Origin of the sequence: Paenibacillus sp. VMFN-D1, from assembly GCF_003386155.1 — a bacterium.
GTDB lineage: Bacteria > Bacillota > Bacilli > Paenibacillales > Paenibacillaceae > Paenibacillus_AQ > Paenibacillus_AQ favisporus.
Genome location: NZ_QRDU01000002.1, coordinates 846,604 through 866,430, shown reverse-complemented (window position 1 = coordinate 866,430; position 19,827 = coordinate 846,604). Strand labels below are relative to the sequence as shown.

Here is a 19,827-nt window from a genome sequence, read left to right as displayed (position 1 = left end):
GGGAAGGTCATTGCTCTGCATCTCCATTCTTTATTCATGAACTGCAGCGTCCTGAATCCATATTTTACAAAAAAATAAGACCGCCCTTTTCTTCCCAGGCCGTTTAGGCGATCTTATTTTCCTTGCTTGGTATTCTTGTTACTTGGTCACTTCCCAGTCCCGGCTCAGGACTTCGCCATCCCCGTGTAGACTAGAATCGCGTCCCGCAGAAACTCCGCCGCTCCCGGCTGCTTCGCATCATAGTAAGCCTTGAAGCGCTCGTCGTCCACATACATCTGGGCCAGCCCGGCATGCGCCTCTTTACTGTAATCGCTCCAATAGTACGTCAGCCACTGCTTGTGGAGGTCAGCCGCCTTCTGAGCGAGCTCACCGGCAGGATCCCCGGTTTGATAAGCCTGCCCAAGCGTGGACAGCACCTCATCGGCCAGGCGCGACACCTCTTCATACTGCTCCTTGGTCATGTTTTTCACCTTGGCGTTGGAACGATCGATGGCCGCATCTCCGTACTTCTCACGGATTTCCTTGCCGTACTTCTGTTCGTTATCGTCAATGAGTTGTTGTTTGAATCCTTCAAATTTTTGCTGATCCGTCATGTTTATTCTCCCTTCCTGATACTGGATCGACCGTTCCACGTTGGCAATCAGCCGGTCCAGCTGCCTGCGTTTGTCAAGAAGCTTCTCACGATGTTCCTTCAGAGCTTCGCTGCTGTTAAAAGAAGGTGAGGACATCAGCTCCTTAATGCGGTCGAGGCTTACGTCCAGCTCTCTGAAAAATAAAATTTGCTGCAGCCTGTTCACCTCATCTTCCCCATAAATCCGGTACCCTGACGAATTGATCCTAGCCGGCTTAAGAAGACCGATTTCGTCATAGTACCTCAGGGTCCGGGTGCTGACGCCCGCGAGTCGTCCCAGCTTCTGTACGGTGTATTCCATGGGATCACCTCCTGACGGTTTCACTGTACACCTTTACGTAACGTCAATGTCAATGTCAAACCTATTTTGTACACAACAAAAAGGGCTTACCAGGCCGACCCTCAGACGAAAGCCATGCCGTGCAGCCCTTGAAGTAACATTTGACCAATTGCTTTGTTTCATTACTCGGCTGAAGCCGGGTTCCGTCCGCCCCATTTATCCACCCATCGCTCCATTTCCTTTAAGGCGAGCTGAAAATCGGCGCCCTTCTCCGTCAGCGAATATTCGACGGTCACCGGGACCGTGGGGAACACCTCGCGGTTCACAAGTCCCATCCGTTCGAGATGCCGGAGCGTATCCGTCAGCGACTGGGTTTTGATCACGGACGCATTGCGCTGAAGCTGATTAAACCGCTGCGGGCCCTTCAGCAGTTCATCCAGAACGAGGAACGCCCATTTGGTCTTCAGGATTTGCAAAACCTCGCAAATTTTCGAGCCCGACTCTTCGGGATCATATTTCAAAGCATGATCTTCCAAAGTGCTTCACCTCCCTCGTGTTCGAGAAAAATAGTACCGACGTTATCCCGCCTGGCCGGCAGGATGCTGCCCTGAATATATAGCTTCAGCATGCCCGTGTCAATGAGCGGATGGTACGCTTGCCGGATTCCTACGGCCGATCATAAAGCTCGCCCAGTGCCGCAAAGGAAGATTTCGTATCCCACGGCATCCCGGGATAGGCCGCCCCTGTCCGCCCGTCTTTGAACGTGCGCACGACGCTGTAGCTCGCCGTATCCAAGTTAAAGGACGGCTCTTCGTCATACGGATAGCTTGGCATGGCAAACGTAAACCAAAAAGCTCCATCCACCCCTTCTTCCTGAAAAATATCGAAAAGCTCCCTCATGTACCGGACCTGCACCTGTTCGTCCCTTACGATGCCCTCCCCCAGCCGCTTGGGCGAATGTCCATGATCTACGACGTTCCAGCCAAAACCTCCCCGGTCCTGCGCCCCTTCGTAGGTGCAGCATCCGAATTCCGTGATGACGACCGGTTTCCCGTGCTTGAAATAGGCGCGCAGCTGCTCCCGGTAGCGCTTATTGTTATACGCATCGCGGTAATGATCGGCCGAAACGATGTCAAAGGGACCCCAATTCACATGTTCCCACGTACCGGAAGCATAGGTGACTTGCCAGTGGAAATGCTCCCGGATCACGTTCACGGCTTTGCTGAGAAAAGCGTTCAGACGCTTATGAAAAGATCCCTTTCGAATGGTGTATTTGAGCAGCCGCCAAGGGCTCATCAGCACCCCGATCCGGTCGAAGGACGAAGCTCCTTCCAATATCCCTTTCATGAACAGGCTCAGCTCACAGCCGGCCACAAACACGACGCCCGCACCTTGTCGCCGCAGCGTCTCCGCAGCGATTGCACATTCCCTGTAGTACTCGAGCATCGCTTGTTCTTTCTCATCGATCAGAGCCGGGGAGAACCACACCTCGAGCCCCTGATGGAGAGCGTATTCCGAAGCCGCCACCAGTCTGTCCACGTCCCTACCCGAAATGCGGATACTGTTGCAGTGCAGTTCGCTTCGGATGATCTCCATTTCCTTCCGGACGGTCTCCGGATCAAAAAGTTCTCTCGATGAGGGCTGATCCGGTCCCCGGGTATACGTTCCGACATCATAGTTGATTCCCCTCCGGCGGGGACCGCCGCTCCTGCGATTTATTGGATCATTGGCCATGCTGCGGGTCATTAGGGTTCCCCCTCTGTCTCGTTTTTAATTAATATTTATTTACTATTACTGTTGATATTTTGCATTAATACGTGAATAATATAAATAAATATTTACTACCTGTCAAATGGATAGGTATGAAGGAGAACACGCCATGAATTCAGACAACTCCAGGCTTGCGGCAGCTTATATTCAGCTGATCCCGCTGCTTCACCACGGCTTTGACATGCCTTCAGCGCGGCAATTGATGCCTGAGCTGACGCATTTGCAGTACCACGTGCTCGAGGCTTTATATCATCAACCGGATAGTTATTCGATGAGCCTTCTGGCCAAACATCTGCATATATCCAAGCAGCAGCTTACGCCTCTGATCGCCAAGCTTGAAGAGAAGGAGTGTCTCACCAAGCAGCCGGACCCTCAGGATAAGCGTCAGATCGGATTGTCCTTGACCGAGAAGGGCCGGCGAATCGTAAGCAGCCGATGGGAGTCCTTCCACCACGAGCTGAGCCAGCAGCTGGACCGTCTTAGCGAGGAGGACCGAGGCGATCTCGGCTTCTGCCTTGAGAAGATGACCCGAATCCTGCGCCGGTTGGATCCGGATACCTCAAAGGCGGATTAGCCCGGCCTGTCCGGCCGGTTTTGATCCGTTACTCGGGCCGGCTTGCGGGAGCGGATTCCCGCTGCCGGTACAGTGGGAGCACGATAAGCAGGCCGATCAGCAGGCACAACCCTGCCAAGCTGTAGATGATTCCGAGCGGTAAGTGTCCGGCGAGCACGCCAGACAGGCTCATCATCAAGAGCATGGCACCTGTCATAAGCGGCGTGCGGATTCCGCTCACCCGCCCGATGTATTCGGGCTCCGTATGCTGCATGACCAGCGTTTGGTTACCGATGAATATCGCCGGCTGCAGCAGGGCGATAACGAACTGGGCCAGCATCGTGAGCCACAGCATACCGGACCATCCGGTGACGGCAATCCCGGCTGCATTGACGATCAGGCCGAGCATCAGCAGCGTCTGGGGAGCCATGCGGCCGGCCAGCGCAAACGCGGCAATCCCTCCGGCAATCTCCCCGGCGCCATACGGGATGGACAGCCATTTCAGGTGATCGGCGGGAAGACCGAGCTTGTCGGTCACGATGAAGACGCTTAGCGGCGAAATGAGGCCGATCCCCAGACCGACAGCCGCAAAACAGAGACTGAGCCGACCCAGTACGCGGTTCGAAGTGACATAACGGATGCCGTCCCTCATCTCCCGGAATACCGAGGTTTCTTTTCTTCGGCCGCCCCCTTCGGCCTTGGCATCGGCTGGAATCCATCCCAGCACGGCGGCGGACAGCAAAAAAACAGTCCCGGTCAAGCCCATGGAAACGCCGATGCCGAAAGTTTGGTACACCCATGTCCCAAGAACGGGGCCGAGCACCATAAACACGGCAAACATCGTTTGCAGCACGGACATCGCCGGCTGGATCAAGTCCGCTGCGGCCCGTTCTTGAAACAGCCTCATTCCTGATGGCTGCGACAATTGGGACAGCACGGCGGATACCAGCGTCGGGAAGAACACGGCTTCCCAGGCACCCGATTTCATGGCCGCGAGGACGATCCAGATGGAGACGGCGGCGAGCAAATCGCACCAGATCAGCGTTCTGCGCGGCCGCCACCGGTCGGCGAACACGCCTCCGATCAAGGCAAATACCAACATCGGAGCGTACTCGGCAACCGAGATCATAGAGACGGCAAAGGCGTCGCCGCCAGTCTTGTTCACCACATAGAGCAGCACCGCGAAGTTCCGGACCCAAATGCCGGTTTGCGTCAGCAGATTGGAAATGAGGACGATGCGAATCCATGGATGATGTAACAGCCTTAACGAAGCGAACATTTATTAGACTCCCTTCCTGGTTTGGATTTCATCATGTGCGTTTCGGATTCGATGATGCAGCCTCCTCCAAGGGGAGAGTCAATGACAATTTTTTTCGGGTTCCCTGCTTGACTCTGACCTTAGGGGAGGCTATACACTAACCGCGAAAGGAGGAAATGACCAGGTGTACACCGTGAAAGAAGTATCGGAGCTGTCGAATGTCACGATCAAGACGCTCCACCACTACCACAAGATCGGCCTCCTGATGCCGAGGGAGATTACCGATGCGGGATATCGGTTATACGGCATGGAAGAACTGGAGCGTCTGCAGCACATTTTGTTCTATAAGGAGCTCGATTTTCCGCTGGAGCAAATCAAACAGCTGCTGGAGGATCAGCCGGGCAGAGCCGAGATTTTGTCCGGTCAAAGGGAGCTCCTCCTAGGCCGGATGAGCCGGCTCGAGCGGCTTGTCCATACGCTGGATGAGTCCATTCAACATACACGGGAGGGAAAAGCGATGAATACGAAAGATATGTTCCAAGGATTTCAGAGCGAAGAGGAATGGAAAGAAGCGTTGGCGGAGCAGAACCGCCATGTCCAGGAGAATTACGGATACGACATGCTGGAAGAAAACCGGGTGGATCCGGTCGAAATGAACGATCAGGCCGCGGAGGCGGTACGCTTTATGAACGGAATGGCGCAGGCGCTGAAGGATGGCGTCAAATACAACGACGGGCAGATCCGGCAGCTGATCGCATCGCATCTGGAGGCTTTGAAAAAGCATGGACATGACACCGGACCGGACGCATTTGCCGCGCAGGCGCGTTTTTTCCTGCAGGACGACTTTCACCGGAACATGCTGGAGTCCCAGCAAACCGGCCTGTCTTACTATCTGTGTACCGCAGCCGAGGCATTTGCGCAGAACGCTTAACAGGCGTATCGGAAGACATCAAGATCCAATGCCTTCGGGATCGAAGGATGCAAAAAGACGGATCAGCTGCAGCTGGTCCGTCTTTTTTCCTCTCTCAGGGTTTATTCATGGGAGGAGGCGATTGGAGAATTCCCGCTCCCCCCTTTGGTGCCGCTGACGCCGGCCAATTACGTTTTCTTTAACGCTCCGAGCCGGACGAGCGCATCACCTGCACGTCTGCCATGACATGGCTGCCTTTATAAAAAGCATAAATCGTCGTGTTCCCTGCCCGCTTCCCGACCAGATTTCCTTCCGCATCGATATCCGCGATATCAGGGTTCTCGCTTCGGAACTTCGCCTGCTTGGTTACGTCGGTTTCCTTGCCGGTCAAGTAATCCAGCACCGTCAGACGGATATCGATCTGCGTGCCGGCGGCCAAAGAATACTCGTCCGAATCCAGCTGAAGCCGACCTTTGACCTTATCGAATTCGTCGCTGTCCTTAGGCAGCACATGGACCTTGATCCTGGCGCTCAGCCCCTGGAATTCTGCAAGCAGATAGGTTTTCCCCCGCGAGACACCGATGACACGCCCGGAAGGGTCCGCCTCGGCAATGGACGCATCTTCGATGCTGTACACCGCCGCTGTGGACAGATCGCTGTGCGATCCATCCTCGTATACCGCCTCAAGCACGGAAGGAACGGTTTCCCCTTCTTTCAGCTTCAGTTCCTTTCCGGAAAAAGCAATGCTTGTCGGCTTGCGGTCATCCGCTGGCCCCTGCTCCTGAAAAGGGGCAACCTTAATGAGCTGGAACTTCGTCGTTTCCTCGCGCAGTACCGTGCCGGGAACGATGACGCCTCCGTCCGGACCGGCGGCACCGATGCCGTAGCGGGATAAAGCAGCCTCCTTGAACAAATGGCGGTTCAGAAGGTTGCCGTCCCTGTCCACGGTCAGTACATCGTACTGGATTTTCCGGTTCGAAGGGCTTCCCGAATAGTGGCCCCCCAGCATAGCGTAGCCATCGCCTAACGGAATCAAATTGTTAAACACCTCATAGTCCGAGCCCTCCGTCTTGAACGTCTTCTCCCACTGCGGCTCCCCGTTCAGATCCGTCTTCGTCAGAATCGTAATGCGCTGCTGGTCTACCACCCGCTGGCTGCCGATCAAATAACCGTCGTCACCCGCGGGGATGACCGCAAAAGCGCCCCGGTCCGTGTGGGGATCGCTGATCTGCTTAGACCAAACCTCCTGCCCATCCGCATTCAATTTGATGATCAGCAGCGCGTCCGGATCCCCTGCCTCGTATTCCGGAGTATTCACCGCGCCTACCGCGATCAATCCTCCGTCGACCGCCGGAATCAAATCGTCAAAATACTGGCTCTCCGCATAACGGTATTTGTTATACCACAGCTCCTGTCCCTGCCCATCGACCTTAAGCGCGTAAGCGGTCTCGTATCCCATCTTGGAGATGCCCTTGCCGCCGATAACGAAGCTTCCATCCTCGAGCTCCACCGCTGCCTTCGGCGTGCTGTAAATATAAGGATCATCCTGGGTCCGGTCCCACTTCAGACCGCCGTCGGCATCCAGTTTGGCCAGGTACATCTGGCTGTACGGCTCACCGGCCTGATTGGTGGATGTTCCGTACACGAGATACCCGCCGTCCCGGGTTTCAATCGCGGACAGCGCTTCATTGGTGCTAGAACCGCCGTAGGCCAACCTTTGCTCCCATTTCACCTCTCCCTCCGGGCTGAGCTTCATGATATACGCCTGTTGCTCATAATCGTCCCACTCCCCGGCAGGCACGACTTCCGTATAGCTGCCCAAAGCCAGGTATCCGCCGTCCGAAGTGGGAAGAACGCCTTCACCGGCAGACCAGCTGCCGTATTCCCGGGACCATTCGATATGCGTCTGGCTGTCGCTTTCCGCGCGGACCACCCCCGCCTTTCCCCCTGGCATCATAATCAACAATACCAGCATCATGCCTGTAAATCGCAGTAAAAACCTGGACATATGCGCACCCCTCACGTCTCGTCTGATTAAATTCCATAATATTTCAATCTGCTCTAATTATGGGTTCAAATCATCCAGGTGGGTATCCCCCTAATCTCTTAAATCCCTGTGTCGTATGAACGGTTTTCCATTCGCCGGTCAAGGTCCTCGGCAACCCTCAGGACCTAGTTCGATGGAATGAGCCCGCATATAGCGCCATTGCATTCGTCATGATAGTGTGCTAATAATTGTATGAACTATTTTACACGATGTAAACGAAATTATCTAAAGCAGGATTCGTTTACACTTTATATTGGGGAGGCAATCTGGCATGAGATTACAAGGCAAAGTGGCGATCATCACCGGGGCAGCAAACGGAATGGGTGCGGCGGAAGCGAAATTGTTTGCCAAAGAAGGCGCAAAGGTCGTCGCAACCGACTTAAACGAGGCGAAGCTCAATGAAATCGTTGCCGAAATTACCGCAAACGGCGGCGAAGCAGTGGCGCTGAAGCAGAACGTCACCTCGGAAGAGGAATGGAAGGCGGTCGTAGGAAGAGCGGTTGAGCTCTACGGGAAAGTGGATGTATTGGTGAATAATGCCGGCGTCGCAAGTCCCAAAACGATGGCTGATATGGAGATGGACGAGTGGAACAAGGTCATGGACATCAATCTGAACGGCTGCGTGCTTGGCATGAAATACTGCATCCCTGAAATGAAAAAGGCCGGCAGCGGATCGGTTATTAATATTTCATCCATCGGCGGCATTGTGGGCATGGCAGGCTCTAGCCCTTATACGGCTGCCAAAGGGGCGCTGCGCGCGTTGTCCAAATCCGCTGCCGTCGAGTACGGCAAGGATCGGATCCGCGTCAACTCCGTCCATCCCGGCATCATCGTCACGCCGATGACCGCTCCTTCAATGGCATCCGCCATGCCTTATTATGAGGCGCACACCCAGCTTCCTTACATGGGCGAGCCGGAAGACGTTGCTTATGGCGTCGTATTCCTGGCCAGTGACGAGTCCAGATTTATGACGGGTGCGGAACTCGTCATTGATGGCGGCTGGACGGCGCTGTAACGGGAGCATTTTTATCTATCCCCAAAAAACAGGGACTGCTTCTCAAATGGTGCGAACCTTTGAGGCCAGTCCCTTTTTTCTCGGCTATTCGGTATCCTGATATAGCAAGATAGATCATCGACAGGTGACGTCTGGCTGCCTTGAATATACGTCGAATGACGTTTTTTATGCTAGTATAGAGTTACCAAAAGATAGGTGTGATGTGGGTGGAAAGAAAAGATCCAAGGCAAGTGCATTCGATGAAAAAAATACAACGGGCTTATTTGTCGCTGATGCTGAAGGAAAGCGAAAAGAGCATCACCATTCAGCGCATCTGTCAGGAAGCTCATGTAACGCGGCCTACGTTTTATAAATTGTATAAAGATATTCTGGAATTGCGCGTCGACCTGCATAATGCGATTTTAAACGATTTAAGGCAGTCCTTGACCATTACCCATCCCAAAAGGATTGACGAGCTGCGTTCCGAGGACCTTCCGGAAAACATGGTCGCCCTGTTTGAGCATATCATTCAGAACCAGCTAGCCTATGAAGTCATGCTCGTGTATAAACCGGACGACTTATTCATTCAGGAAGTGAAAAACATCATCAGGCATTACGTAGAAGACGGTATTCGCGTATCCCAAACGTCCGAAGATGGGCTTCGCATGGAGATGTCCTTCGTCATTGCCTACACAACGGGCGCTTATTTGGAAAGCATCGTCTGGTGGGTTCGCAGCAACTATAAATATTCCGCCGTCACCATGGCGTCCAAGCTGCTCGAAATCTCCTTCCACGGGCCATACAAAAACCCGATTTTATGGAATAAGTAACACTTATTTCACGATGCCAATCATAAACCCGTCGTACCCCTTGCTCCCTACCGTCTGCAGCGCCGTGGCCGAAATATTCGGATCCCCGCTTAGCATATCGAAGAACGTCCGGACACCCTGCACCCGCGGGTCAGTGCTGTGCCGATCGGCAATTTCCCCGTTGCGGATTACGTTGTCCCCGACAATGACCGTTCCCGGCCGGGAAAAATGCAGCGCCCAGCGGAGATAGTTCGGATTGTTCGGCTTATCCGCATCGATAAAAATGAGGTCAAACGGCTCCACCCCCTCTTTCTCCATTTGGGCCAGCTGTTCAAGCGCGTCCCCGGTGCGTACTTCGATCGTCTGTTCCAGCCCCGCCCGGGCGATGTTCTTCTTGGCGACCTCGGCATGATGCGGACTCAGCTCCAGTGTGATGATCCGCCCGCCTTCCGTTAAGCCTCTTGCCATCCATATCGTGCTGTAGGCCCCCAGCGTCCCGATTTCCAGGATCCGTTTCGCCCCTTTGATCTGTACGAGCAGCTGCAAAAACTTCCCCTGATTCGCCGTTACATCGATTTCCGGGAGGTCCGCCTTCCGGTTGGTCACGATCACTTCTTCCAACACCCGGTCATTCGGGCAAAGCCGGTCGACAATATACTCATCTACTTGTTCCCATACAGGATTCATTCCCCGTCACTCCTTATCATTTGGTTTCATCTTTAGGATAGAAGCGCTTCTGGTTCTATTGTAGATCGTCTATAATGATATGAATAATATATCTTTCGCCGATTTTCATACATTAAAGATATGAATGGATAAGGAGTTGATACATCTTGAACCTGCACGCCCTGCGCTTATTTCATGTGATTGCTTCCACCGGGAGCGTGACCCGGGCATCCGAGCTGCTGAAGATCAGCCAGCCTGCGATTACCGCCCAGATCAAGAAATTCGAGAAGGAGCTGTCCCTGATCCTGCTCGAACCGCAAGGAAGGGGCATCCGGCTGACCGATGCGGGGGACAAAATAGCTGCGCTCGCCAAGAGGCTGTTCGCCGTCGAGCAGCAAATCGAGCAGCTGGCGCGGGATTACGGGCAGGGTACGGCCGGCCACATCCGCCTGGCGGCGACCTACCTGCCTGCGCACTTTCTCCTCCCGACCTGGCTGGCAAGGTTCAAGCAGCAGTACGAGCAGGTCGAGATGAGCATCACCACGACCAACTCCAGCGGGGCGCTCCGGCAGCTGCTGAGCGTCGAAGCCGACCTGGCCATCTATGGCGGGCTGCCGGAAGAATATCCGGACACGATTCAGACCGAGGAGCTGTTCCAGGACGAGCTGTGGTTCGTCGTCGCGCCGAATCATAAGTTTGCGAACCGCCACCTGTCGCTTGCCGAAATGATGAGCGAGCCGTTTGTCATGCGCGAGGAAGGCAGCTCCACGCGGGAGCGGCTGTTCGCGCTATGCCGCACCTACAACGCCCCGGCCCCAAAGGTAGCGCTGCAGTTCAACGGTCTGCACGAGGCGATTACCGCCGTCATTGCCGGATATGGCGCGAACTTTGTCTCCTCGCTGGTCGTACGCGAATATGTGGCGCGGGGAGAGCTGTGCCGGGTCTATGTGGACGACGTCAGTTTGACGAACGTCATCGCCATCTGCACCCGCAAGGATGAGCCTCTGTCCCCAGCGGCCGCAAACCTGGTCGAGCTGATCCGCAGCAGTCCGGTGTAATGCGGCAAGCACTGTTGGCGCGCTGCATTTCGCTGTATATTGCCTGAAATCCAGTTCAGCCGTGCGACAGGGCCGGACTAATCTTTTTGCAGCAAATAGATGGACGGATGCAGTCCCTTCAACCGGAGGTCGGCTACCGTGGCCAAACGGAGATCGGCTTTCTCGGCAGCCGCCAGCAGAGGACCCCCCGCATCGGTTAAACAGACGATCTGACCTCCTGGTTTCAGCACCCGCTTCATTTCTCTAAGCACTCCTTCATACAAAACGGGAATGCATGCTATGGACGAAATTTGCTTTCCAAAAGGAAGATTGGTCACCACTTTGCCGGCATATCCCGGATCCAGCGGCAGGCGCTGCGCATCCCATTGCTTAAGGTGCACACCGGAAGTGTGTCCCACATTGGCACGGGCAGCTGTGACGGCTACCTCGGAGAGGTCTCCGCCGTAAATGCCGGCGTGAGGATACGCACAGCGCTCGGACAGCACGGTCCCTGATCCGCAGCAGGGGTCAACGAAAATGTCGTCCTTCTCCGGACGGGACACCCACACGAGCGCGTGGGCAACGGTCGGCCGCAGGGCGGCCGGCGTAAATTCCCGCGTCTTCCCCCTATACCTGAACGCCGCATCCGTTATCCTGATGGCAAAGACAGCCTCTCCCTGAACCAGATCGAGCCGAAACTCGAGCTGATGCCCGCCGCTGTGATCTTGTCTAAAATGCCGATAGCGCCGCATGATTCCCAATTCCGCAGCCTCTGACGCATCAAACCTGCTGTAGGTATGGTTTCCCGCTCGGCTGGCATTGACCTTAAAGCTAATCTTTTCGGAAGAATCCGGTCGGATCATGGATAAATCCAAACGGGAGATTTCTTGTTCGATATGGTGTAAATGCAATTTATGAGGACCCACCGGGAACCGGTGGATGAAACGATACAGATTGTCGGCAGTCCGCAGCGTCAAAAAATACTCTACTGGCAAGTCAGAGTCAAAATAAACCTTTCCCCTGGCCTTGTCCCTAATACGTACCCCGGAAATTTTAGCCTGCATTTCATCGGCGAGAATTTCTTCCAGCCCAGGCAGTACAGTAAAAAAGTAGCGCGGCATACATCGATCACCTCGTCATTGATGGTAAGCATAGAATGAAGCCCGCAAAGCGCGGTTTTGCTCCGGCGGCCGGTTAAATGTGTTTCGAACATTGGCCCCGGAAACAACAAAAACGCGAATGAACCAAAGTCCATTCGCGTCTTCTATGCAAAAAGGCACAGGCTGCCCCTAAGGCTGCCTGCATAAGAACGTGATTAAGGAATTCCGTTTCATGACCATTCACTGCATCTCCGGAAGCTGCATATCAAATATACCCAGCCCCTATCGGGATTGGATACCTCATGCCTCCGGCGAGCTATTCAGTTTAGTTCACTGAAAGAATGGTCAAGAAAACGGTCATCATCATCATCGTTCCAGCCTCCATCAATTACGAAATTTTCCCTATTATATTACAGACCGCCGGCTGGGGCAAGAGATCTGCGCGCCAACAAGCCTATCCCCCTTGCGGCCCTCAAGAAATTCAGGCTTTTGCGACCGGCAGGCTCCATACCTCTTCTCCCCCGTATACCGTCCCGGTTGGCGCAAAACCTGCCGACGCATACAGACGCTTGGCGACTCTGTTGTCCCCATGAACGGTCAGACGGATTTCCCTGCAGCGGTCCCACCGGCTTACGATCCAACGGATCATCTCCGTCAAGGCGGCCCGGCCGTACCCTTGGCCCTGGTAGCGTTCATCAATCAAAAAGCCGTTGATCCAGTACATATCCTCCGTGTTCTCTTCACATGCGTGCATTATAAAACCGACCATTCGCGGCCCATCGTATATGGCGAAAGGGATATAGTCGACATTGTCCCCATCGGGTTTAACGTAGACTTTGGCCAGCGATACAGCAACCGGCGGGGTGAAACCAACCTGTTCCTCCGCAGCCCTGAGGGAAATGGCTTCCTCCCAATTTTCCCTTGTCACCTTTTGAAGCTGAATTTTCATACCGATGCCTCCTGCCAGGTGACGGGTTTTTATCGTGAACCCCACCTCTTTTAACCCCCATTATACCGAAACCTTATCACTTGCATAAAGGTCATATAATAAGGGGGTAAGCAAAGAAAGTCATCCCATTTTGAAAGGACGCGGTAATGATGAAAATCAACCATTTGAATTTAACGGTGACCGATGTGGCGGCGTCACGGGCCTTTCTGGAAACTTATTTCGGACTGGAGTGCCGGGCGGCCCGCGGCGACAACTTCGCGGTGCTCTTCGATGATGACGGGTTTGTGCTGACGCTGATGAAGGGCCGTGAGGTGCAGTACCCCAAAACGTTCCACGTCGGCTTTCCCCAGCAGACCGAGGAGCAGGTCGACCGCATCAACCAAAAGCTGCTGGAGGACGGATACGACGTCAAGCCTCCGCAGCATGCGCACGGGTATACGTTCTACGTCGAGGCACCGGGCGGGTTTACGGTCGAGGTCCTCTGCTAAAGCCTGCCCCCATCCCGATCTATACTGCCAGCCGGCAGGCTGATGCTGCGTCATCGACGGCCCTTTCCTTACTCTGCCAAGGGAAGGGCTGTTTCCTTTTCCTTCGCCCGCTGCTTGTTTAGCGCCTTCGCCGCTTTAGGCTTCGCGGCCAGCTGCTGAACCCCCGCCATGGCCAGCGTGACGGCCAGCAGCACCGGGATGAGCAGCGTATAGCTGCCGGCAGCGTCGTGGATCACGCCAAGCAGCATCGGTCCCATCGCGCCAATCACGTATCCCACCGATTGGGTCATGGCCGACCAGGCCGTCGCGTGCTGAGCATCGCCTACCGCTTCGATCGGCATCATCAGATTGACCGGGAACAGCACGCCGGGGCCGATGCCGATCAGAATCGCCGCCAGCCACGGCGTCACGGACATCCAGAGCATCAGAAAGCCGGCGGACATCGACAGTGCGCCCAGCGCCAGCCAGAAGCGTCGGGAAGGCAGACGCCGGAGCAAGTGCGGAAACAGGAGGCCGACGGGAATCTGCGTCAGGGAGAACAGGACAAGCATGTTCGCCGCATAGGCTCTGCCGTATCCCATATGTTCCACAACCGGAGGCATCCAAGCCGTGACCGAAAAGAACAGAACAGCCAGCAGGCCAAAGGACAGCGTGAGAAACCATGCTTTGGCGCTGTTCCAGGGAAGTCCGGCCGCCCTTGCCGAGCGCTCCGCACGGGCAGGCCGACGGGTATGGCGGAGAACGGACCACCACCATACCGGCAAGGCGACGGCAGCGAGGATAGCCCAAACCGCCAGCGATTCCTGCCACGAATGGGCCCGGACCGATAAAGGCAGGGACAATCCCGATGCGAGCGCGGCTCCGACCGCCATGGATACGGTATAGAGCGAAATCATGACGGGCACCTTGGCGGGAAAATGCTGCTTAATGAACCCGGACAGCAGCGGACCTGCCGCAGCGATCCCGAGCCCGGACAGAACGGTGGTTAGCAGCAGGTATGCTGACGACCCGGTGAACCATCTCAGCACCGTACCGGCGCCGATGACCGCAATCGACCAGCCGATGACGCGCTCCAGCCCGGCACGCTGGCCCAGTTTGACCGCAAAAGCCGGAAATAAACCCATGCACAGCACCGGAATGGACGTAAGCAGACTTGCCGACAACGCGCTCATGCCCAAATCCCGCTGGATGGCTTGCAGCATGGGCGAGATGGAATTCATTGCGGGCCGCAAATTTAAAGAGGCCAAAATGAAGGCGACAGCCATCATAAACAGTGAAGGTTTTCTCATTATTTCTCTCTCCCTCAGATCGATTTGATCACATCTTAATGGGAGAGGGATCATTTATCAATTATATTGAAATTATAATAATAATTTGTTATACAAATGATAAATCCGTGTTTCCACACACTCAAGGGTTTACTTCCACTTCGGTACGCCGCGATCTATTGTTCATGAACAGGAGGAATTAACATGGAACTGAGACAACTGGAGTATTTCGTGGCCGTTTGCGAGGAGCTGCATTTTACGAGGGCCGCAGATAAGCTCGGCATCTCCCAGCCGAATTTAAGCCTGCAGATTAAAGCCTTGGAGGAGGAGGTCGGCATGCCCTTGTTTGACCGGATCGGCAAACGGATTGCGGTAACTGATGCGGGCTCGGTCCTGCTTAAGCAGGCAAGGGGAATATTTCAAAATTTGCAGAACGCCAAGCTGGAGATCGGCGAGCTTCGCCATCACCAGGGCGGTACGCTCGGCGTCGGCGTGCTGCCTTCCGAGCTCGATTTCCGCCTGACCCCGATGTTCATCGATTTCCGCAACCGGTATCCGAACGTCCGGCTCAAGATCGTCTCAGCCGTCGATGTAGCGGACCTCGTCCTTAGCACGGAAATCGATATCGGCATCTCGCTCAAGCCGCTTTACGACAACCGGCTGGTGGTCCGGTCCCTGCCCCGGGAGGAGTACGGCGTGGTGGTATCTGCCGAACACGAGCTGGCCGGCAGGGAGTCGGTCTCCCTGACTGAACTGAACGGCCTGCCGATCATTATGTATCCCAAGGGTTTCTGGGGAAGGGAGCTCGTCGAGCAATACTGCCGGAAGCACGGGTTTAACCTGGACATCGTCGTGGAAACGACGTCCAACCCTTCGCTCTTCCGCTTTGTCCGGGAAAACATGGGGGTTACCGTTCAGACGCCTACGCTCGTCGAAGCCATCGGCGATCCGAAGCTGCGGTTCCTCCCCATCCATGATGATCCGCCCTACAGGGAAATGAGCATCATTTACCGGGCGGATAAATATTTGGGCCATGCTGCGCAGGCTTTTATTCATCTTGCCGAGGAGCGCCTCAAATCATAGTGCGAGTTAGAGGCGCGCAGCATGGCCGGCAATCGGCCCAATTTTGACCCTTGGGAAGTTATATGTATCTTTCCTGGATCACATTATAATGGTGGATTTCATGTCCGGTCAGAATATACGCCCAAGCGGCGGCGGTGGATTCATAACCGTTCACGACACCTCTGCGGGTCCAGGCCTCGTCCGGAATGCTCCGCAGCAGCGTCAGCGTGGAGCGGCGCACGGCGGCAAAATCCTCGAGAAGCTCAGCGATGGAGAAACGGTCGAAGGCTGCGCCTTCCATTAGCACTTCCTCGTCATAGCCGGTCAAAGGCGTGGTGTCCCCCCTGGCGATGCGGAGCAGCCTGTAGCACATGATGCGCTCATTATCCGTGATATGGCCAAGCACCTCTTTCAAGCTCCATTTGCCTGGCGCATAGCGGTAATTCGCCTTTTCTTCCGTCAGTGCAGAATAAAACGCGGTCGTCCGGTTCAAAGACCCGTTCAGAATCTCCTCGAGGTTCCCTTCAGGTACGAGAGAGACATACTTGGCGAAACCTTCGTTGTAGTCTTCCTTTGTTGGGCGCAGAATCATCGGTATCCATCCTTTCATTTTGTAAAATGTTCAAGCAATGGGCGTGCCGTTGCCGACAGGCACATCAGGGGCCAGCAGCACCACATCGCCCTCTTCCGGAACTCCGCCGAGAACGAGCACTTCCGATTCATATCCGGCTATCCGCCGCACGGGAAAATTAACGACGGCGGCCACCTGGCGGCCGACCAGCTGCTCCGGGGTATACCTTCTCGTAATCTGGGCCGAGGAACGCTTGACTCCAAGCTCCCCGAAATCAATGCTCAGCTTGATCGCCGGCTTGCGTGCCTCCGGAAAAGGCTCCGCCTTGACCACCGTTCCGATGCGGATGTCCAGCTTCATCAAATCTTCGATGGTTGCCACAACTTTTCCTCCTTCTTATGCCATGATTGTATCTCTCCATTATATCCCTGCCTGTCAATGGCACAAGCACTTTCACCAACCTAAAAAAAGGCTGAACACCGCAGCCCAGATTCCCATAACGTATTTTATCGATATAGCCGCAACTAACAAATTAGCCATATGCCTAACTTTCAAGTGTGCCTTTTCATTGATTGCAAAAATCAATCGTTCATCCTCAAATACGACAGTTAATGACGTATTACTTTAGTATGATGAAATAAATAACTGCGAAGGAGTAGATGAACTTGAAGAGACTCGCTGGGAAAATCGCTCTCGTAACCGGAGGAAGCCGGGGAGCAGGACGTGGGATTGCCGTTGAGCTTGGGAAAGCCGGAGCAGTAGTTTATGTATCCGGAAGAAGTTTACGGGGTACGACTACACACGGTTTTCCAGGCAGTATCGATGAAACTGTGGAGGAGATTCGAAGTCATGGAGGAGAGGCTTACGCATGTCGTTGCGATCATACCCGTGATGAGGATACACAAGCTTTGATCGAGAGAATCCGACAGGAACAAGGACGGCTCCATATCCTAGTGAATAACGTCTGGGGACTGCATGACTTGGAAGTGAATTTACAATCCAAACCATTCTGGGAATATCCGCTGAGCATGTGGGATGCTATGTTTCAGAATGGAGTACGCCTACAAATAGCGACAAACCATTATGCGATCCCGCTTATGCTGGAAGCTGATTCTGGATTGATCGTACATACCACATTTCAGGACCAGGATAAGTATTTAGGAACTTTCTATTACGACCTCGCCAAAAATACCATTAACCGCTCAGTGCTCGGATTAGCTCACGATCTCAAAAGCACTGAAATAACCGTGGTAGCGGTCTCCCCTGGCTGGATGAGAACAGAACTGGTATTAAGGAACTTCGGTACAGATGAAGCTCATTGGAAGGAGGTTGAGGCTCTGAAACACACGGAGTCTCCGTATTACGTAGGGCGGGCGGTGTCAGCCCTGGCTGGGGATGATGAAGTGAAACTGAAAAACGGACTGGTATTACAGGTTGGTGATCTTGCCCAGGAATACGGATTCACCGATATTGATGGACGGTTCATCCCTCCCTTTTTAATATAATCAGTCTCATTGAAAAAACGAATACTCGCTAGAGCTCAGTTAACCGCCTTCTTATCGGGCGGTTAACTTGCTGCCTAATACAGCGAGTAGATCGTTTGGTTAGGGCCAGTGTGACTCAAGATGCGATTTTCTTTCCAGGAGGCAAATCCCATGACCGCGGGCTATCCTCCATAGGCTTCCCGGGTCCGGTAAATATGCTGGTCCATCAAAAAGTTCAGCAGCATGCGGTTGAATGCATGGGGCTGGCATAAATGGGTCGGGTACATCGCATCCTCGATCGTCGCCAGCTGCACATGCCGGAACAGGGTGGCCGCCCGCTGCATTTGCTTGACGAACCACTCGCTTTGGCTGCCTGCGACGCACAGTACAGGCATCGGCAGCCGCGCCAAATTGGCGGGCATCTCCATACGCAGCAGCTCCATGCGCTGCTTGATCGACTCTGTCGGCCGCTTGTGGTACAGCTCCTTGCGGAGGATGCTGTAGACCGGTCTCCACCGGTTATACGTCACCCGCAGCGAGCGGAGGAAAAACTCCGCAGGCAAATAATAAGACAGCCAGCTGCATGCCTCGCAAATATTCAGCAAATGGTTCTTTTTTCCGAAGCATCCCGCGAAGTAGCTATCTACGAGCACCAGGGCGCTGACCCGGTCCGGATGAAGGGCGGCAAACGTCTGGGCGAGCACGCTTCCGCTGGAACAGCCGACCAGCGTCGCCTGCGAAATATGCAGCTTATTGAGCAGCTCGCACAGATCGCTGCATTGGGTTTCCATAATGTGCCCGACCTCCACGTCAAGCTTCCCCGAATTGCCGTAACCCCGGAGGTCCAGCACGATTACCTTCGCCCGCTTGCTGAAATATTCGACCTGGGGCTCAAACATATGATGGGACGACAAATGCCCGTGAATGAACACGATGGGCGTGCCGCTGCCGTGAATTTCATAATATAACGTAGTTCCGTTTACTTGTATCTGGGGCACTTCAAGTTCTCCTCTCTCCCAAATAACCTGTTTTCTCTGTTTGTACAAAATCGCGGGCGCCGCCCGCTTGGGAATCCATGCTTCTCCTTTTTTAAACAACAAAAAAGAAGCACCGGAAAGAGGACACTCTTCCATGCTTCCAAATCCAAGGCTGAATAAGCCTTGCCATCTGCATGAATAACAGCTGCCTCTCTTAATACGCTTGCGTGGTTAGCTGACGGATTCGGGCCAAAGAGTAGCCCTACTCATCACTTTCGAGATTCACCCCATATGCCCGCAGCGGATGCTGCAGACACGACCGGTTCCCCCGCTTTCCGCCTTCGGCGGAAATTCAGCGAATAGACATATTCCATGTACACGCTTCATCCTTCAAAATGAGCGCACAGAAAAACACAGAGCAGATACCCTGTGTTGATGCGTCAAATCACAGTTTCCTCCGCTCTCAACTACGCTTACGAGGTTAGCTGACGGATTCGGGCCGTGAGAGTAGCCCTACGGAAACAGGTGTTATCCTGCCTCCGATTCACCCCTGCAAGCCGCAAGCCCCAGCATAAAGCTCCGTGGGACGAGGACTGCGATTGGTTCCCCCGCTTTTCATCGGAAAATTCAGCGTTCATCAAGTCGCAAATTTTACTCTATTGGATGATGAAATGAATATACGCCTGGGACGGCGAACTGTAAAGCAGGGAAACGATACGATTCCCTGCTTTATTTGGGGATCTGATGGGAAAACGGGTCCTAATCCGTAGGAATCATTGTTTTACGGCCTTTCCTACCGCTTTCCTTAGCTTTGCTGGATAACTGAAGGCGGGAAACCATTCAAATGGCTGAACCCGCCCATTGGATCGGAAAATAATGCCGGAATAGGGCTGAAGCCGCTAGGCTGAAAAAAAGCGGCTTTTTGCCGGGATTTTGGACTTTGCGCTGGAAAGATGCTGGTTTTGATCCGAAA

General features: G+C 54.2%; 20 protein-coding genes and 2 riboswitches. Of the genes, 8 read left to right on the top strand and 12 right to left on the bottom strand.

Features of this window, described 5'->3' with window-relative positions:
- Positions 1 to 164: 164 nt before the first annotated feature.
- The 3 genes from C7820_RS19495 to C7820_RS19485 all read right to left on the bottom strand — a co-directional run bounded on the left by C7820_RS19495 (position 165) and on the right by C7820_RS19485 (position 2,657).
- A complete protein-coding gene (locus C7820_RS19495) occupies positions 165 to 932 on the bottom strand; it encodes a MerR family transcriptional regulator (protein WP_116232425.1) in 768 nt (255 codons plus the stop codon).
- A gap of 161 nt (positions 933 to 1,093) precedes the next feature.
- Positions 1,094 to 1,447 carry a winged helix-turn-helix transcriptional regulator gene (locus tag C7820_RS19490; RefSeq protein ID WP_234489423.1) on the bottom strand — a complete coding sequence of 118 codons (354 nt, stop codon included), beginning with the start codon at positions 1,445 to 1,447 and terminating at the stop codon, positions 1,094 to 1,096.
- Between the two features lie 130 nt (positions 1,448 to 1,577).
- Positions 1,578 to 2,657 (bottom strand): glycoside hydrolase family 113 protein, encoded by a 1,080-nt coding sequence (locus tag C7820_RS19485; protein WP_220376661.1) that lies wholly within the window; start codon positions 2,655 to 2,657, stop codon positions 1,578 to 1,580.
- 133 nt (positions 2,658 to 2,790) lie between these two features.
- Here C7820_RS19485 and C7820_RS19480 point away from each other — a divergent pair, with 133 nt between their 5' ends.
- Positions 2,791 to 3,255 carry a MarR family winged helix-turn-helix transcriptional regulator gene (locus C7820_RS19480; RefSeq protein ID WP_181909118.1) on the top strand — a complete coding sequence of 155 codons (465 nt, stop codon included), beginning with the start codon at positions 2,791 to 2,793 and terminating at the stop codon, positions 3,253 to 3,255.
- Between the two features lie 28 nt (positions 3,256 to 3,283).
- On the opposite strand, the gene C7820_RS19475 is transcribed toward C7820_RS19480, so the two are convergent.
- On the bottom strand, positions 3,284 to 4,513 hold the full coding sequence (locus C7820_RS19475) for an MFS transporter (RefSeq protein ID WP_116232423.1): 1,230 nt from the start codon (positions 4,511 to 4,513) through the stop codon (positions 3,284 to 3,286).
- Between the two features lie 163 nt (positions 4,514 to 4,676).
- Between C7820_RS19475 and C7820_RS19470 the strand changes: the two genes are divergently transcribed.
- Positions 4,677 to 5,423: a MerR family transcriptional regulator gene (locus tag C7820_RS19470; RefSeq protein ID WP_258875304.1), complete on the top strand. Its 747-nt coding sequence runs from the start codon at positions 4,677 to 4,679 to the stop codon at positions 5,421 to 5,423.
- A 178-nt stretch (positions 5,424 to 5,601) separates the two neighbouring features.
- Here C7820_RS19470 and C7820_RS19465 read toward each other — a convergent pair whose 3' ends face one another.
- The gene (locus C7820_RS19465; protein ID WP_116232422.1) at positions 5,602 to 7,410 is read right to left on the bottom strand and encodes an Ig-like domain-containing protein; all 1,809 of its coding nucleotides are present in this window, start codon (positions 7,408 to 7,410) and stop codon (positions 5,602 to 5,604) included.
- A gap of 310 nt (positions 7,411 to 7,720) precedes the next feature.
- Here C7820_RS19465 and C7820_RS19460 point away from each other — a divergent pair, with 310 nt between their 5' ends.
- A complete protein-coding gene (locus C7820_RS19460) occupies positions 7,721 to 8,464 on the top strand; it encodes an SDR family NAD(P)-dependent oxidoreductase (RefSeq protein WP_116232421.1) in 744 nt (247 codons plus the stop codon).
- A gap of 239 nt (positions 8,465 to 8,703) precedes the next feature.
- Positions 8,704 to 9,273 carry a TetR/AcrR family transcriptional regulator gene (locus tag C7820_RS19455; RefSeq protein ID WP_181909117.1) on the top strand — a complete coding sequence of 190 codons (570 nt, stop codon included), beginning with the start codon at positions 8,704 to 8,706 and terminating at the stop codon, positions 9,271 to 9,273.
- A 3-nt stretch (positions 9,274 to 9,276) separates the two neighbouring features.
- Here C7820_RS19455 and C7820_RS19450 read toward each other — a convergent pair whose 3' ends face one another.
- The gene (locus C7820_RS19450; RefSeq protein WP_116232419.1) at positions 9,277 to 9,939 is read right to left on the bottom strand and encodes an O-methyltransferase; all 663 of its coding nucleotides are present in this window, start codon (positions 9,937 to 9,939) and stop codon (positions 9,277 to 9,279) included.
- 146 nt (positions 9,940 to 10,085) lie between these two features.
- Between C7820_RS19450 and C7820_RS19445 the strand changes: the two genes are divergently transcribed.
- Positions 10,086 to 10,976, top strand: a complete 891-nt coding sequence (locus C7820_RS19445; protein ID WP_116232418.1) for a LysR family transcriptional regulator — start codon at positions 10,086 to 10,088, stop codon at positions 10,974 to 10,976.
- Positions 10,977 to 11,053: 77 nt separating this feature from the next.
- Here C7820_RS19445 and C7820_RS19440 read toward each other — a convergent pair whose 3' ends face one another.
- Complete coding sequence (locus C7820_RS19440) at positions 11,054 to 12,076, bottom strand: methyltransferase domain-containing protein (protein ID WP_116232417.1); 1,023 nt, start codon at positions 12,074 to 12,076, stop codon at positions 11,054 to 11,056.
- A gap of 460 nt (positions 12,077 to 12,536) precedes the next feature.
- The gene (locus C7820_RS19435) at positions 12,537 to 13,004 is read right to left on the bottom strand and encodes a GNAT family N-acetyltransferase (protein WP_116232416.1); all 468 of its coding nucleotides are present in this window, start codon (positions 13,002 to 13,004) and stop codon (positions 12,537 to 12,539) included.
- 149 nt (positions 13,005 to 13,153) lie between these two features.
- On the opposite strand from C7820_RS19435, the gene C7820_RS19430 reads away from it, so the two are divergent.
- A complete protein-coding gene (locus C7820_RS19430) occupies positions 13,154 to 13,492 on the top strand; it encodes a VOC family protein (RefSeq protein WP_089550074.1) in 339 nt (112 codons plus the stop codon).
- 68 nt (positions 13,493 to 13,560) lie between these two features.
- Here the strand turns inward: C7820_RS19430 and C7820_RS19425 are convergent, their stop codons facing one another.
- Positions 13,561 to 14,781, bottom strand: a complete 1,221-nt coding sequence (locus tag C7820_RS19425) for an MFS transporter (protein ID WP_181909116.1) — start codon at positions 14,779 to 14,781, stop codon at positions 13,561 to 13,563.
- A gap of 183 nt (positions 14,782 to 14,964) precedes the next feature.
- Between C7820_RS19425 and C7820_RS19420 the strand changes: the two genes are divergently transcribed.
- Positions 14,965 to 15,843 carry a LysR family transcriptional regulator gene (locus C7820_RS19420; RefSeq protein WP_116232414.1) on the top strand — a complete coding sequence of 293 codons (879 nt, stop codon included), beginning with the start codon at positions 14,965 to 14,967 and terminating at the stop codon, positions 15,841 to 15,843.
- 58 nt (positions 15,844 to 15,901) lie between these two features.
- Here the strand turns inward: C7820_RS19420 and C7820_RS19415 are convergent, their stop codons facing one another.
- Together C7820_RS19415 and csaA are read right to left on the bottom strand one after the other, a co-directional pair.
- Positions 15,902 to 16,414, bottom strand: a complete 513-nt coding sequence (locus C7820_RS19415) for a DinB family protein (protein WP_116232413.1) — start codon at positions 16,412 to 16,414, stop codon at positions 15,902 to 15,904.
- A gap of 30 nt (positions 16,415 to 16,444) precedes the next feature.
- Complete coding sequence (csaA, locus tag C7820_RS19410; protein ID WP_076170310.1) at positions 16,445 to 16,774, bottom strand: chaperone CsaA; 330 nt, start codon at positions 16,772 to 16,774, stop codon at positions 16,445 to 16,447.
- A gap of 278 nt (positions 16,775 to 17,052) precedes the next feature.
- Between csaA and C7820_RS19405 the strand changes: the two genes are divergently transcribed.
- Positions 17,053 to 17,898, top strand: coding sequence for an SDR family NAD(P)-dependent oxidoreductase (locus C7820_RS19405; protein ID WP_397334189.1), 846 nt, complete (start codon positions 17,053 to 17,055; stop codon positions 17,896 to 17,898).
- Between the two features lie 161 nt (positions 17,899 to 18,059).
- Here C7820_RS19405 and C7820_RS19400 read toward each other — a convergent pair whose 3' ends face one another.
- Complete coding sequence (locus tag C7820_RS19400) at positions 18,060 to 18,875, bottom strand: alpha/beta fold hydrolase (RefSeq protein WP_167372872.1); 816 nt, start codon at positions 18,873 to 18,875, stop codon at positions 18,060 to 18,062.
- Between the two features lie 183 nt (positions 18,876 to 19,058).
- Positions 19,059 to 19,222: riboswitch (cyclic di-AMP (ydaO/yuaA leader) on the bottom strand.
- Between the two features lie 87 nt (positions 19,223 to 19,309).
- Positions 19,310 to 19,497: riboswitch (cyclic di-AMP (ydaO/yuaA leader) on the bottom strand.
- Between the last annotated feature and the right edge of the window lie 330 nt (positions 19,498 to 19,827).